The 14,298-nt window shown below is 70.2% G+C and carries 14 protein-coding genes; 6 read left to right on the forward strand and 8 right to left on the reverse strand.

The window, feature by feature from the left end:
- Positions 1–99 precede the first annotated feature (99 nt).
- The 3 genes from ACIBH4_RS00855 to ACIBH4_RS00865 are packed head-to-tail and all read right to left on the reverse strand — an operon-like array spanning position 100 to position 3,223.
- Positions 100–945, reverse strand: coding sequence for a sugar phosphate isomerase/epimerase (locus ACIBH4_RS00855; protein ID WP_362508760.1), 846 nt, complete (start codon positions 943–945; stop codon positions 100–102).
- On the reverse strand, positions 942–2,081 hold the full coding sequence (locus ACIBH4_RS00860; protein WP_362767742.1) for a dihydrodipicolinate synthase family protein: 1,140 nt from the start codon (positions 2,079–2,081) through the stop codon (positions 942–944). The genes ACIBH4_RS00855 and ACIBH4_RS00860 overlap by 4 nt, the downstream gene beginning before the upstream one ends.
- A complete protein-coding gene (locus ACIBH4_RS00865) occupies positions 2,081–3,223 on the reverse strand; it encodes a Gfo/Idh/MocA family oxidoreductase (RefSeq protein WP_362508754.1) in 1,143 nt (380 codons plus the stop codon). Before ACIBH4_RS00865 ends, ACIBH4_RS00860 begins: the two co-directional genes overlap by 1 nt.
- Positions 3,224–3,694: 471 nt before the next feature.
- Here ACIBH4_RS00865 and ACIBH4_RS00870 point away from each other — a divergent pair, with 471 nt between their 5' ends.
- Together ACIBH4_RS00870 and ACIBH4_RS00875 are read left to right on the forward strand one after the other, a co-directional pair.
- Positions 3,695–4,339, forward strand: coding sequence for an HNH endonuclease family protein (locus ACIBH4_RS00870; protein WP_362508751.1), 645 nt, complete (start codon positions 3,695–3,697; stop codon positions 4,337–4,339).
- A gap of 398 nt (positions 4,340–4,737) precedes the next feature.
- The gene (locus tag ACIBH4_RS00875; protein ID WP_362508748.1) at positions 4,738–5,208 is read left to right on the forward strand and encodes an ATP-binding protein; all 471 of its coding nucleotides are present in this window, start codon (positions 4,738–4,740) and stop codon (positions 5,206–5,208) included.
- 116 nt (positions 5,209–5,324) lie between these two features.
- Here ACIBH4_RS00875 and ACIBH4_RS00880 read toward each other — a convergent pair whose 3' ends face one another.
- Both ACIBH4_RS00880 and ACIBH4_RS00885 read right to left on the reverse strand, forming a co-directional pair.
- On the reverse strand, positions 5,325–6,551 hold the full coding sequence (locus ACIBH4_RS00880) for an HRDC domain-containing protein (protein ID WP_362508745.1): 1,227 nt from the start codon (positions 6,549–6,551) through the stop codon (positions 5,325–5,327).
- Positions 6,548–7,141 carry a DUF3000 domain-containing protein gene (locus ACIBH4_RS00885; protein ID WP_362508742.1) on the reverse strand — a complete coding sequence of 198 codons (594 nt, stop codon included), beginning with the start codon at positions 7,139–7,141 and terminating at the stop codon, positions 6,548–6,550. Before ACIBH4_RS00885 ends, ACIBH4_RS00880 begins: the two co-directional genes overlap by 4 nt.
- 699 nt (positions 7,142–7,840) lie before the next feature.
- Here ACIBH4_RS00885 and hemE point away from each other — a divergent pair.
- Positions 7,841–8,878 (forward strand): uroporphyrinogen decarboxylase, encoded by a 1,038-nt coding sequence (hemE, locus tag ACIBH4_RS00890; protein WP_362767745.1) that lies wholly within the window; start codon positions 7,841–7,843, stop codon positions 8,876–8,878.
- A 72-nt stretch (positions 8,879–8,950) separates the two neighbouring features.
- Here the strand turns inward: hemE and ACIBH4_RS00895 are convergent, their stop codons facing one another.
- Positions 8,951–10,003 carry a DUF4349 domain-containing protein gene (locus ACIBH4_RS00895; RefSeq protein WP_362508736.1) on the reverse strand — a complete coding sequence of 351 codons (1,053 nt, stop codon included), beginning with the start codon at positions 10,001–10,003 and terminating at the stop codon, positions 8,951–8,953.
- Positions 10,004–10,157: 154 nt separating this feature from the next.
- On the opposite strand from ACIBH4_RS00895, the gene hemG reads away from it, so the two are divergent.
- The 3 genes from hemG to ACIBH4_RS00910 all read left to right on the forward strand — a co-directional run bounded on the left by hemG (position 10,158) and on the right by ACIBH4_RS00910 (position 13,189).
- Positions 10,158–11,600 carry a protoporphyrinogen oxidase gene (gene hemG / locus ACIBH4_RS00900; RefSeq protein WP_362767748.1) on the forward strand — a complete coding sequence of 481 codons (1,443 nt, stop codon included), beginning with the start codon at positions 10,158–10,160 and terminating at the stop codon, positions 11,598–11,600.
- A gap of 2 nt (positions 11,601–11,602) precedes the next feature.
- Positions 11,603–12,304 (forward strand): hydrogen peroxide-dependent heme synthase, encoded by a 702-nt coding sequence (gene hemQ, locus ACIBH4_RS00905; protein ID WP_362508730.1) that lies wholly within the window; start codon positions 11,603–11,605, stop codon positions 12,302–12,304.
- Between the two features lie 351 nt (positions 12,305–12,655).
- Positions 12,656–13,189: a hypothetical protein gene (locus ACIBH4_RS00910; protein ID WP_362508727.1), complete on the forward strand. Its 534-nt coding sequence runs from the start codon at positions 12,656–12,658 to the stop codon at positions 13,187–13,189.
- Here ACIBH4_RS00910 and ACIBH4_RS00915 read toward each other — a convergent pair.
- Positions 13,171–13,305: a hypothetical protein gene (locus ACIBH4_RS00915; RefSeq protein ID WP_362508724.1), complete on the reverse strand. Its 135-nt coding sequence runs from the start codon at positions 13,303–13,305 to the stop codon at positions 13,171–13,173. The two genes, ACIBH4_RS00910 and ACIBH4_RS00915, sit on opposite strands and share 19 nt — an antisense overlap.
- Positions 13,306–13,480: 175 nt before the next feature.
- The gene (gene msrB / locus ACIBH4_RS00920; RefSeq protein ID WP_362508721.1) at positions 13,481–13,882 is read right to left on the reverse strand and encodes a peptide-methionine (R)-S-oxide reductase MsrB; all 402 of its coding nucleotides are present in this window, start codon (positions 13,880–13,882) and stop codon (positions 13,481–13,483) included.
- Positions 13,883–14,298 lie beyond the last annotated feature (416 nt).

Genomic DNA, 14,298 nt, shown 5'->3' on the forward strand with positions numbered 1-14,298 from the left:
GTCACTCCAACGTGAAGCGGTAATCCGGGCTCGGCGAATACGTTTTCCTCCCACTGGAACGGTCCTCCGCACGGAAACATCATGGCGGGAGAGCACCCGTCATCCCTCGACGAACTCGGAGAAGGCGGCCTTCACCCTGGACAGGATCTCGTCAGGGTCGGCCGCCCACACCTCGGCGTTGAAGATCTCGACCTCGACGTCCCCCGTGTAGCCCGCCTCGGCCACCGCCCGGGTCATCGGGGCGAAGTCGATGACGCCCTCGCCCATGATCCCCCGACCGAGCAGCACGTCGGCCGGGAGCGGCGACAGGAAGTCGCACACCTGGTAGCTCGCGATCCGGTCCGAGGCCCTCGCGATCTGCTCAAGCACCCGCGGGTCCCACCACACGTGGAAGGTGTCGACGACGACGCCCACCTGTTCCGAGGGGTGCGCCTCGGCGAGGTCGAGTGCCTGGGCGAGGGTGGACAGCACGGCCCGGTCGGCGCAGTACATCGGGTGCAGCGGTTCGAGGGCGAGCCTCACCCCGCGTTCGCCCGCGTACGGTGCCAGCACGGCCAGTGCCTCGGCGACCCGCTCCCGCGCCGCGGGCAGGTCACGGGAGATCGTGCCGAGCGGCTCGCCGGGCACCACGCCGGGCAGGCCGCCGACCACCATGACCAGGCAGGCGGCGTTCAGCGCCGCTGCCTCGTCGATCGCCCTGCGGTTGTCGTCCAGGGCCTTCTGCCCGCCCGAGGTGAGGAAACCGCCCCGGCACAGCGACGACACCCGCAGCCCGGCGTCCGCGACGAGCTTCACGGCCTCCTCCAGACCCGCCGCGGCGACGTCCTGCCGCCACAGGCCGATGGCCTCGACACCGTGCCGCACGCACCCGTCGACGGCTTCGGCCACCGACCACCGTTTCGTGGTCCACTGGTTCAGCGAGAGACGGCTCGTTCGCGCGATCACAGGCCGTTCACCGCCAGCAGGGAGCGCATCCGGGAGACCGCCAGCTCGGGATCGGCCAGCAGCCCGGCCCGGTCGGCCAGCCGGAACACCTCGGCCAGGTGGGGCAGGGATCTGGCCGCCTGAGCGCCGTTGACCATGCTGAAGGCGTCCTGGTGGCCGTTGAGCCACGCCATGAAGACGATGCCCGTCTTGTAGTTGTACGTCGGCGCCTCGAAGATCTTCCGCGAGAGCGGGACCGTGGGCTCCATGATCTCGTCGTATCGTCGCAGGTCGCCCGCGTCGAGTGCCTCCAGAGCCGCGGCGGCGGCGGGGGCGATCGCGTCGAAGATCCCCAGCAGCGCGTGGCTGCCCGACGCGATCAGCGAGGGGTAGTTGAAGTCGTCGCCGGTGTAGAGCCGTACGCCCTCGGGCAGTGCCGCGCGCAACTCGATCTCGTGCTCGGCGTCCAGCAGCGAGACCTTGACCCCGTCCACCTTCGCAGCGTGGTCGCGGATCAGGGAGAGGAACGACGCGGTCGCCTCGGCCACGTCGCGCGAGCCCCAGTAGCCCGCCAGGTTCGGGTCGAACATCTCGCCCAGCCAGTGCAGGATCACCGGGCGGTCGACCCCGGAGAGCAGCTCGCCGTAGACCCGGTGGTAGTCCTCAGGACTCCGCGCGAGCGCGGCCAGCCGACGACTCGCCATCACGATGACCCCGGCGCCCGCGTCCCGCACGGTCTCGATCTGCTCGGTGTAGGCCGCCACGATCTCGTCCAGGGTCCGGGCGTGCGGGGCCTGGTCGGTGCCCGCGCCGCAGGCCACCAGTTCCGCCGGGTCGCCGAAGGCCTTCGCCTCGGTGGCGCTGCGCCGGATCAGCTCGCGGGTGGCCGTCCAGTCGAGCCCCATGTTGCGCTGGGCGGTGTCCATGGCGTCGGCGACGCGCAGCCCGTACGACCACAGATGGTGGCGAAAACGCAGGGTGGCGTCCCAGTCGACGGCGGCGGGGGAGCCCGGGGTGTTGTCGCCGAGGGGATCGGCGACCACGTGAGCGGCGGCGTAGACGACGCGGCTCACGGCGGGGCCCGCGGGTCTGGTCCAGGTGACCGGCTCGCGCAGGGTGTGCTCCCCGCCGGGCAGCGCGATCCTCGGTGCGGCCATCATGGCTCCACCGGCAGGCGGCGGCCCTCCGCGGAGGAGCGCAGGCCCAGCTCGGCGAGGCGGACGCCGCGCGCTCCCGAGGCGAAGTCGTAGGGGAAGGGCGCGTCCTCGGCCACGTGGCGGACGAACCGCTCCCACTGGATCTTGAAGCCGTTGTCGAACTCCGTGTTGTCCGGCACCTCCTGCCAGCCGTCCCTGAAACGGGCGGTGGCGGGCAGGTCGGGGTTCCACACCGGCTTGGGAGTGGCGGCGCGGTGCTGGATCCGGCAGTCGCGCAGGCCGGCGACGGCGCTGCCGTGCGTGCCGTCGACCTGGAACTCCACCAGTTCTTCGCGGTTCACCCTCACGTTCCAGGAGGAGTTGATCTGCGCGATGATCCCGCCCTCCAGCTCGAACACCCCGTAGGCGGCGTCGTCGGCGGTGGCCCGATAGGTCTCGCCCCGCTCGTCCACCCGCTCGGGGATGTGGGTGACCGCCTGGGCGTAGACCGAGGTGACCCGGCCGAACAGGTTCTCCAGCACGTAGGCCCAGTGCGGGAACATGTCGAGGACGATGCCGCCGCCGTCCTCGGAGCGGTAGTTCCACGACGGGCGCTGCGCCTCCTGCCAGTCGCCCTCGAACACCCAGTAGCCGAATTCGCCGCGCACCGACAGGATCCTGCCGAAGAAGCCGCCGTCGATCAGGCGCCTTAGCTTGAGCAGGCCCGGAAGGAAGAGCTTGTCCTGCACGACGCCGTTCTTCACGCCCCTGGCGGTCGCGGCCTCGGCGAGCGCCAGCGCGTCCTCGTACGTCTCGGCGGTCGGCTTCTCCGCGTAGACGTGCTTGCCCGCCTCGATCGCCGCGAGCACGGCCTTCACGCGGGCCTGGGTGACCTGGGCGTCGAAATAGATCAGGTTGGCGTCGTCGCCGAGGGCGGCGTCGAGGTCGGTGGTCCAGGACTCGATGCCGTGCTCCTCGGCCAGCCTCTGTAACTTCTCGGCGTTGCGGCCCACCAGCACCGGTCTGAGCAGGACCCTCTCGCCGCCCGACAGGGTCACGCCGCCCTGCTCGTTGATCGCCAGGACAGAGCGGACCAGGTGCTGGCGGTAGCCCATGCGGCCTGTGACGCCGTTCATCACCACACCGATGCTTTGCGGGGACATCTTTCTCCGACCTCTGAGGAAAGCGCTTTCCTTTCCACCGTACGACAGCCGTCCCACCTGCGGCAAGCGCCGGGAGACGTCCGGATGGGCGGGATGTCGGCCCGTGCTCCTCGGGGCTACGGAGCGGGAACGCCGGCCGGGGCCGGGGTGAGCTCGTCGAGGTGGTCCTGAGGTCCGGATCGGAGGGTTCCCGGCGTTTCCCGGAGATATTCCGGCGTTCACGAGATCTTTACAGCGCGTTCGCGAGAAAAGGCGGGTGAAAGAGAGCCTCGCGTTTTCCGCGTTCCACGTCATCGCAGATGAAACGCGTCCGAGCGTGCATCAGGGCAGTATCCGACCAAGCGCGTCCTGACTCGTCGTCAAAGCATGACATTTCCGTATTTGTCATGAGTTGAGACGTTCCGTCTGTCCTCCTCTCGCCGTGCCCAGGCCCCCCGACTGGCCGAGATGGAGCGACAGAAGGGGCCACTCGTGAAACGAGTCGTCACCGCGATTTCCGCTGCCCTCACGCCGATTCTCCTCACCGTCTCCCTGGCAAGCTCCCTGACGACAGGGGCGGCGTCGGCGACCCCGCCCAACATTCCCTCCGCGGCCACCGCCGCGAGCAGGCTCGCGACGCTCACCGTCGCCGCGGAGACGAACCAGTCCTCCTACAGCCGGTCGTTGTTCAACCACTGGATCACCATCAGCGGCTCCTGCAACACCCGGGAGACGGTCCTCAAAAGGGACGGTACGGGAGTGGTCGTCGACTCCGGTTGCGCGGCCACCTCCGGCCGGTGGTACTCCCCGTTCGACGGCGCCACCTGGACCGCCGCGAGTGACGTCGACATCGACCACATGGTGCCGCTGGCCGAGGCGTGGCGTTCGGGCGCCTATGCGTGGACCAGCGCGCAGCGCCAGGACTACGCGAACGATCTGGGCGGGCCCGAACTGTGGGCGGTGACCGACAACGTCAACCAGGCCAAGGGCGACCAGGACCCCTCGACGTGGCGGCCGCCGCTGGCGAGCTTCAACTGCACCTACGCCAGGGCGTGGATCCAGGTGAAGTACTACTGGAAGCTGACCCTGCAGAGCTCGGAGAAGAGCGCCCTGCAGAGCATGCTCGCGACCTGCTGAGCCTCCCGCCCCGCCGCCCCGCCGCCCCGCCGTCCCCGTGACGTCCCCGTGCCGCCCGGGGCCGGTGTCCCCGCGTCCTCCGGGGGCGGTGGCGGTGGGGTGCCCGGCCCTCGGAGTCGTGACGTCGCGAGGAGGGTGATCATCTTGGTTACGTGATATTCCGTGGCACCGAATGTCCGCCGAACTCCATATCGGATCACATTCCTCATGAAAGGGCGACATCGAGACCGGTGCGGGTGAATGCCCCGGGTTATTCGACGGCCGCGCGGAAAACGCCCGAAAGCGCGGGGCCGTCACGTGTCGAGCCGCACACGAAGGGTAGTCGTTCTTCGAAGGGATTCCCCGCGAAGGTGGATGTGAAGACGGCGATTCGTGAAACCAGGTGGAGGGCTTCGGGCATGAAGACGGGAAAACTCACGGAGGTATTTCTGGACAGCGCCTATGAATCGGTCGGACGGGCACGCCATGAGACGCGTGAGGCCCTCGGTCCTGACCACGTCCTGCTGTCCGATGTCGTCCAGGTGGTCTCCGAGTTGCTGGCGAACGCCGTGGAGCATGCCGACCGCGGCCTGGTGGACGACCTGATCGGCCTCACCCTGACCGCCACCCACGACTCCGTCCACGTCGAGGTCTCCGACCCCGGCTCCGCCTCCCGCATGCCGCACATCTCGTGGCACCGGCCTTTCGAGGCCAGACGCGGTCGGGGCCTGCTCATCGTCGACCGGCTCTCGGGTGGACGCTGGGGGACCCGCGAGCACGGTCGCGGGCTGGGCCGGACGGTGTGGTGCGCCATCCCCTACGTGCGGCCGGAGCCGGCCGGTGACGAGAGCGACGAGGCGGAGCGTCTTTCCGTGACCTGCCGGAACTGAGTCGGTCTGGAGCGTTCCCGGGACCGGGGATCCGGGCCGGGGCGGACGTGTCCGGCCCGGATCCCCGGTCCCGGGGATGGAACGGGAAGTAATCTACTTTGTAAAGGGCGGAGGCCTCACGCCTGGCCCTTGATCTCCAAGCGGAGCAGGGCCTTGGCGATCGGGTGCGCCGTCAGCCCGATCTGCCACTCCCTGGCACCCAGCTCGCGCAGTCGGGCGACTACGCTCTCGTCGTTGATGACCGGGGGTGGTTCCCAGGTCAGGCGGCGTATCGCGTCGGGCTGGATCAGGTTCTCCGCGGGCATGTGGTGCTCGTCGGCGAGCGCGGCCACCACGGCCCTGGCGGCGGCGAGCCGGCGGGCGGCCACCGGGTCGCGGTCCATCCACCGGTTGGCCGGCGGCGGCCCGTCGCCGGGGGCGCTGGGCTGCGGCAGCTCCGAGTCGGGCAGCGAGCGGGCGGTGCCGATCGCGGCCAGCCAGTCGCGCAGGTGCCGCCGGGCGCTGCGGCCGGTGAACGGGGGGATGTCGGTGAGCGCCTTGGTGGTGCGGGGCAGCTCCAGCGCGGCTGTCACGATCGCCGAGTCGGGCAGGACCCGGCCGGGAGCGACGTCGGACTGACGGGCGAGCTCGTCGCGGAGTGTCCACAGCTCCCGTACCACCGCCAGCCCGCGCAGCGAGCGGACCTTGTGGATCCCCGAGGTGCGCCGCCACGGGTCGGAGCGCGGGGCGGGGGCCTTGTGCGCGAGCACGGCGGCGAACTCCTCCCGTGCCCACGCCAGCTTGCCGCTGGAGATCAGCTCCTCGTGCAGGGCATCGCGGAGCTCGATCAGGACCTCGACGTCGAGGGCGGCGTAGCGCAGCCAGTCCTCCGGCAGGGGGCGGGTGGACCAGTCGGCGGCCGAGTGGCCCTTCTCCAGCCTGAATCCGAGGACGTTCTCGACCATCAGGCCGAGCCCGACCCGCTCGTGGCCGAGCAGCCGACCGGCCAGCTCGGTGTCGAACAGCTCTCGCGGGTGGAAGCCCACCTCCGCCAGGCACGGCAGGTCCTGGGAGGCCGCGTGCAGCACCACCTCCGCGTCGGCGAGCGCCGCGTCGAGCTCCGACAGGTCGGGACAGCGGATGGGGTCGATCAGGGCGCTTCCCGCGCCGGCGCGGCGCAGCTGGACGAGATAGGCGCGGCCGCTGTAGCGGTAGCCGGAGGCGCGCTCGGCGTCGACGGCGACGGGGCCTGTGCCCTCGGCGAAGGCGCGCACCACGCGCGCGAGAGCCGCCGGGTCCTCGACGACGGGTGGGATTCCCTCACGAGGTTCCAGCAGCGGGACTACGGTCGTCTCATCGGTCACGTTCTGAAGGGCTCCGGATCTTCGCGACGGCGCGGCAGTGCCGCCACGTCGGGTGGCAGGGGTGGCATGCCCGCGGCAAGGCACATCAGGTCGCACCAGGCGGCGACATGGCCGGAGAGGTCCTCCTGCAGCGGCGACCAGGATGCGCGCAGCTCCAGCTCCGTGGTCACCGGGTCTTCGGCCTTGTTGCCGAATCCCTCGGAGACCGCCCGGGTGACGGTGCCTCCGGCGGCGGCGTAGTCGGCGCCGTGGGCGTCGAGCGACTCGGTGAGCCAGCTCCACGCGACGGGTCCGAGCAGCGGGTCTTCGGTGATCTCCGGCTCCATGTCGGCTCGCACGTAGGCGACGAGCCTGAACTGGCCGTCCCAGCCGCGTTGGCCGTCGGGGTCGAAGAGCACGATGAGGCGGCCGACGGCGAGCTCGTCGTCGTCGCGGTACACCGACGCGCCGATCGCGGCCGAGTAGGGGGCCAGGCGCTGCGGGGCCGGGATGTCCTCCAGCTCGATCTCGGGCCTGACCTCCGCGGGGTGCATGCTCGCCACCGCGCGCCTGAAGGCGGCGGGAGCGGGCGGCGCGTCACCGACGGTCATATCGGAAGCGTAGGTCGAAACTGATCGCATGGGGACCACTGGGGTGCGTATAGGAGCCATTGAAACCGATCAAGCCGTTGCCGACGGCCTGCGAGGGGCGAGGGTGAGCCCGCCGACGGGAACTTCCGGGAGGAGCTCGTGACCGCGCCCGGCGCGGACCCGTTCCGTGCCGGCCCATTTGTGACGCTCGCCCCGGTCGTGACCGCGGGGATGGGATCGTTGCTGGGGACCCCGCCCGCGGGCGCAGGAGGCACGGTGCTCACCGCGACGTTCGGGTGAACTCCACATGGTGGACATCGCACGGGCCTTTCGTCGGGTCGTGGTCCGACGTTGGCACGTCGCGCCGACATTTCCGCGCAGCGTGCTCGGCGTGTCCCCAAAGTGGTGCGGGAATCGATGCCGCGCGGTGACTTGGCGAACATTTGGACCAGCCGAGGGCCGGGCCAGGATCGCCGATGAGAGGAACTGTACCCGGAAACATGATCGCCTCGCTCCGCCTGTTGTCACCTGCCGCGTGTCAACATCGGATTTCAGTGGACGAAGCTCTCAAAACCGGTAAGACGCGATCGTTGTCATCGCTTGACAGTGTCTGTGGGGTGTGACGTGCGATCTCATTGAATAGTCGGTGATTTCGTATTGAACTCATCGGCCGAGGGCCTTGGTGAGCCGAGCGGTCTGTCGGCATGGCACCCTGGTGGGGTGACTTCCGAGCTCGTCGACTCCGCTTTCCTGCGCGCCTGCCGCCGCCGGCCCGTTCCTCACACGCCGGTGTGGTTCATGCGCCAGGCCGGTCGCTCGCTGCCCGAATATCGGGCGCTTCGCGAGGGAGTGCCGATGCTCACGGCCTGCGCCACCCCCGAGCTGGTCGTGGAGATCACGATGCAGCCGGTCCGCCGCTACGGCGTGGACGCGGCCATCCTCTTCAGTGACATCGTGGTCCCGCTCAAGGCGATCGGCATCGACCTCGACATCAAGCCGGGCATCGGACCGGTGGTGGCCGCGCCGATCAGGGACGCCGAGGCGGCCGAGGCGCTGCGGCCGATCGAGCCGGACGACGTCTCCTACGTCACCGAGGCCGTCCAGGCGCTGACGAAGGAGCTGGGCGCGACCCCCCTCATCGGGTTCGCGGGAGCGCCGTTCACGCTGGCCTCCTACCTCATCGAGGGCGGCCCCTCCAAGAACCACGACCACACCAAGGCCATGATGTACGGCGAGCCGGAGCTGTGGCACGCCCTCATGGACCGGCTGACCCAGATCACCCTGGGTTTCCTGCGCGTGCAGCTCGCCGCCGGGGCCTCCGCCGTCCAGCTCTTCGACTCCTGGGTCGGCGCGGTGTCACCCGACGACTACCGCGAGTTCGTCCTCCCCTACACCAGCCGGATCTTCGAGGGCCTGGCAGACCTGGACGTCCCGCGCATCCACTTCGGTGTCGGCACCGGCGAGCTGCTCGGCCTGCTCGGCCAGGCGGGGGCCGACGTCGTGGGCGTCGACTGGCGGGTCCCGCTCGACGAGGCCGCCTCACGGGTCGGCCCCGGCAAGGCGCTGCAGGGCAATCTGGATCCGGCGATCCTGCTCGCCCCCTGGAAGGTCGTCGAGCGCCGCGCGGGCGAGATCCTCGCCCGCGCGGCCGAGACCGAGGGCCACGTGTTCAACCTGGGCCACGGAGTGCTGCCCGGCACCGACCCCGACCAGCTGGCCCGCCTCACCGACTTCGTCCACGAGACCTCGGCCCGCTGACCGGACCCGGGTCCCCGACCGCAGACGCCCCATCGCGGGCGATCGGGTGCCCGGCCCGCGCGCCCCGGGCGTTCACCCGGGGGCGCCTCCCCTCCCTGGGCTCATGGGAACGGGCCCTTCGCCCTCGCTCTCCTCTGCGTTCTCGTCGTCCTCCGCCTCGTCGTAGCGGTCCGGCTCGGCGGCCGCGGGGGAGGGGTCGAGCGGCCCGCCGCCACGTCCTGAGCGCCGTCCGCGGCGCAGGAGGGCCACCGCGAGCCAGACCAGGCCGATGAGGACGAGCCAGGGGAGCAGCACGCCCAGGAGCGTCAGGCCGACCTTGACGGCGGTGACGAAGGCGCTCCACCCCGTCCGCAGGCCGCCGAGGAAACCGGACGGCTCGTCATCCTCCTGCGGAACCACCGTCGCGGGGCCGACCAGGTTCAGCGTCAGCGTCGCCACGCTCGTCTGTGAGGCGAGGGTCTTCTGCCTCGCCTGCAGGGACTCCAGCTCGCTCTCGCGGTTGGAGACCTCCCGCTCCACCTCAAGCACCTCGCCGATGGTGTTGGCCCGCTTCAGCAGCGTGCGCAGCGAGTCGAGCGCGGCCCTCGCCGACTTCAGCCGGCTCTCCACGTCGGCCACCTGCTCGGTGACGTCCTCGGTGTTCTGCTGCAGCGACTCGCGCGTGCCCAGATCCTTGCCCAGCCGGTCGAGCGCGCCGGGATAGTTCCCCGGCGGGATCTTGAAGACCAGCGTCGCGGAGCCCTCGCCGCCGGAGTGGGCGTCCGACCTCTCCATGGCCAGGTAGCCGCCCGCGGCGGTGACGATCTGCCGTGCCCGCTCGGCGGCGGCGGTGACGTCCTTGGCCCTGACCGTCATCTCCGCCGTGTAGATGATGGCCCGGTCCTGCGGGACGACCTTCACCTGGGCGGTCTTCTGGGCCTCGTTCTTCGGGGCGGTGTCCCTGCCCGAGGCGTCCTGCGGGGCCGCCTCGCCGACCTGGACGTCCCCCCGCGCGCCGGAGCCGGCGGCGGGTGCCACGGCGTCGGACGCGCTCTGCGACTCGACCCCCCCTCCGCAGGCGGACACCAACAGCGCCAGGACCACCAGGGGGGCGGCCAGGCGCGGACCACACCGGATTCTGCTCACTGATCTCATGAACCTCCTGACGCCCGGCGCGGTGAGGCGGTTCGACGCGGGCAGTCACGATGGCGTCACGTTCTTCGCGCCGCCGGGTCACGGAGGTACCGGGGGCGTGAGCGGGATACGCGGGCGCGGGGAGGGGGCGATACGGTCGGGAGTCATGGAAGGCAAGCGGAGGCATGTGGTGGTCGTCGGCGGCGGGATCGCCGGGCTGGCCGCCGCGTGGCACCTGCGAGGGCGCGGCGAGCACCTCAGGGTGACCGTTCTCGACGGCGCCTCGCGGATCGGTGGCAAGCTCCACGCCACCGAGGTGGCGGGAGTCATGATGGACGCGGGTGCCGAGGCGATGCTCGCCCGGCGGCCCGAGGGCAAGGAGCTGGCCGGGCTGGCCGGGCTGGGCGACGAGCTGATGTCTCCCGGCACCGTCAAGGCGGGCATCCTGACCAGGGGGTCGCTGCGGCCCATGCCGGAGGGCCACGTCATGGGCGTTCCCTCCGACGTCCTCGCGCTGGCCAGGTCGGGCATCCTGAGCCCGGCGGGCCTCGCCCGGGTGCCCCTGGACCACATCCTTCCGGCCACGCGCGTCACCACCGACGTGTCGGTCGCGGCGTACATCCGGGCCAGGATGGGCGAGGAGGTGGTCGACCGGCTCGTCGAACCGCTGCTCGGCGGCGTCTACGCGGGCCGGGCCGAGCGGCTGTCGCTGGACGCGACCATGCCGAGGATCGCGATCGCTGCCAGGTCGGATCGGTCACTGCTCGCCGCGACCAGGGAGATCGTCGCCGACACCCCCAAGGACGCCGGCCCCGTCTTCACCACCCTGAGGCGAGGGATGGGCAGCCTGCCCGAGGCCGTCGCCGCCGCCTCGGGGGCCGAGATCAGGACCGGCGTCACGGTCAGGGAGCTGCGGCGGACCGAGGACGGCTGGCTGCTGGTCACCGGACCCGTCCCCGCCCCGGAGACCGTCGAGGCCGACGCGGTGATCATCGCCGTTCCCGCCCCCGCGGCGAGCCGCCTGCTCGCCGGGGAGGTGCCCCGGGCCGCCGCGGAGCTGGCCAGGATCGAGTACGCCAGTATGGCCATCGTCACTCTCGCCTACCCGCGCGAGGCGTTCCCCTCCCTGCCGACCGGCAGCGGCTACCTGGTCCCGGCCGTCGACGGGCGGCCGATCAAGGCCACCACGTTCAGCTCGGTCAAGTGGCCGCATCTGACCGAGAGCGATTCCGGTCTGGTCCTGCTGCGCTGCTCGATCGGCAGGATCGGTGAGGAGAGCGTGCTGCAGCGCGACGACGCGGAGCTGGTCGCGCTGGCGATCGCCGAGATGGTCGAGGTCATGGGCGTGCGCGGGCTGCCCCGCGACTCGCGGGTGACCCGGTGGGGAGGGTCTCTGCCGCAGTACGAGGTGGGCCACCTCGACCGGGTGGCCCGCATCCGGTCGGCCGCGGCGGACCAGCCCGGCCTGGCCCTGTGCGGTGCCGCCTACGACGGTCTCGGCATTCCCGCCTGCGTCGCCACCGCCCGTACTGCGGCGGCCCGGATTCTCGACCACCTCGATCCCGCGAGAGAATGGCGGGACAGCACCGATTCGTTGACAAAGGGGTGACGATGACGGACGCTAACCCGCGCCCCAAGGCGCGCGACCTGAACCAGGTGATCCGCTACACGATGTGGTCGGTCTTCAGGATGAAGGAGCGCTGTCCGGGCCACCGGGAGGGCATGGCCGCCGAGGTCGAGGAGCTCATGGCCCAGATGGGGCGCAAGGACGTGGTCACCCGCGGCCTGTACGACGTGGCGGGTTTCCGCGCCGACGCCGACTTCATGTTCTGGTGGCACGCTCCGACGGCGGAGGACCTGCAGGAGACCTACTCGCGCTTCCGCCGCACCGGCCTGGGACAGCTGGCCGAGCCGGTCTGGTCGGCCATGGCGCTGCACCGCCCGGCCGAGTTCAACAAGTCACACATCCCGGCCTTCCTGGCCGAGGAGGAGCCGCGGGCGTACGTGAGCGTCTACCCGTTCGTGCGTTCCCTGGAGTGGTATCTCCTGGACGACGCCGACCGCCGCCGGATGCTCGCCGAGCACGGCAGGATGGCCCGCGACTACCCCGACGTGCGGGCCAACACCGTCGCCTGCTTCTCGCTGAACGACTACGAGTGGATGCTGGCCTTCGAGGCCGACGAGTTGCACCGCATCGTCGACCTGATGCGCGTCCTGCGAGGCGCCGAGGCCCGGCGGCACACCCGCGAGGAGACGCCCTTCTACACGGGGGTCCGCAAGCCGACGAGCGAACTGATCGCGGCGCTGCCGTAGCCTCCGCGTCTCCCCCTCGCCGCGGGGCTGCGACCCGGCGGCGCAGGGGAGGCGTCGCCGGCACACTCCGTAAACCTCTCGAAACCCGCGAGGTTCGGAAGTTTCGTGAGGTGAGGGAAGTGTCTCCTGTGACGACCCGGCGGAAAATAATCCTCTGAAGGTCTCTTTACCGTCCCTTGGCTTTGTCATACTCGGGGAAAATCACCCGTCTATGTGAGGCCAAAGGTGAAGAGGGGCGAAGATCTGGCACGATCCAGGCGACGTGCTCGGGGGCGCCGGAGAAAGAAGTCTCGCTCACGCGTTCTTGAGGTCTCGGCGGCCGTCACCGCCTTCGCCGTGGGGGTTCTCGCGGTGAGCGGGTGGTTTTCCGGTGATCAGGCCCCGGCGGGCGGGGCGGCCCCGGCGCCGGTCCCGAGTGCCGTTCCCCACGCCGCACCGCCGCGGTCCCCCGTGTCGGGCGCGGTGGTGGCCGCCGAGGTGGACGGGAAGGGGGCGAAGAGCGAGGAGGAGACCGCGAAGCGGTCCAAAGCCGAGAAGAAGCGGCAGAAAGACAGGGAGGCCGAGGCCTCGGGGCCGTCCAAGCACACCGACAAGAAGGCGGTGGCCTACTTCGAGAGCCGTAAGGCGACCAAGCGGGTCAAGGACATCCGAATGGTCGGCGGCTATCTGCGGATATATACGGACCTGCCGGAGAGTGCGAGTAACTCGAAGCAGGCGATCAAGCTCTGTGAGGCGGGTGTCGACTATCTCGTCGGAGAGCTCGGCGTGCCCAGCCCCGTGGTCTTCGTCCAGGCCGAGTTCGGGGAGAACGGCAATCCGGTCCTGGCCAACGTCCTCGGCCCTGACGACCCCGACTGCCGCCTCACCTATCCGAGTCCGCGATAGTCGACGCGGCGCGCCACCGGGGTCACCCGGACCCGGGTCCTGCCGCAGATCGAGCAGCGCTGGGTGACCACCCGGCCGATGGTCTCGATGATCTCCCATTTGTGGCGGAGATGCACGAGGACTCCTTAGACGATCACACTAAGCGAAATCATGAATACCATGGGTTGTCTCGCTCTGCCCCTCCTGGCGGCTCGTTAACCTTCCGGACGGAGCGACATGACTGTCCGATCGCGTTGAAGGCCCCACCGGAGGTGTGCTCCGGAGAGGCCTTCACGGGTGTGAGCCGGTAGCTTACTCGACTGGCTCCAGTCTCAGCGAGACGGAGTTGATGCAGTATCGGTCGTCGGTGGGGGTGCCGTAACCCTCGCCGTGGAACACGTGGCCGAGATGCGAGTCGCAGGTCGCGCACCTGACCTCGACGCGGGTCATGCCCATCGAGCGATCCTCGATCAGGGTCACCGCCTCGGACTTCGATGGCTCGTAGAAGCTCGGCCAGCCGCAGTGGCTGTCGAATTTGGTATCGGACCGGAACAGTTCGGTGCCGCAGGCGCGGCAGCTGTAGACGCCCACCGTCTTGGTGTCGACGTACTCCCCGGTGAAGGCGCGCTCGGTCCCCGCCTGGCGGAGCACGCGGAACTCCTCGGGAGAGAGCTGGACGCGCCACTCGGCGTCGCTCTTTACCACCTTGTCCATTCCACCAGCCTATGCGGTCGCCGGAGCGGGCGGAGGAAGGAGATCCGGGGCCGGGGGCGGTCGGGAAGGGGTACGTCCGGCGACGCCTCCCGTGTGTCGTGCGCGCCCGGAAAAATCTTGAAGGGCGAAGCATCCTTTTGTGGCCGTTTTGGCGTCTTTAGGTATGTGGAGGGTGTTTCACCTTCCCGCTGAGGGGGAGATCATCTGCCGGCCGTTCCACGCTCTGCGGATCGGCCATGATGCCACCGTCCGGGCGGCGCGCCAGCGTCTGGACGTCGGTGGGTACGACAGATGATCATGCGGTCCGTCCCGTCGAGTGCCCGGTCCCGCCGCCGCGGCGGCTCCGGGGCGGACCACCCGTTTCGCCCGTCGTTCCCGGCTCGCCGCCTGTGAGGGCGCTCCCGAGGGAGATGCGC

Origin of the sequence: Streptosporangium sp. NPDC050284, assembly GCF_044459525.1 — a bacterium.
GTDB lineage: Bacteria > Actinomycetota > Actinomycetes > Streptosporangiales > Streptosporangiaceae > Streptosporangium.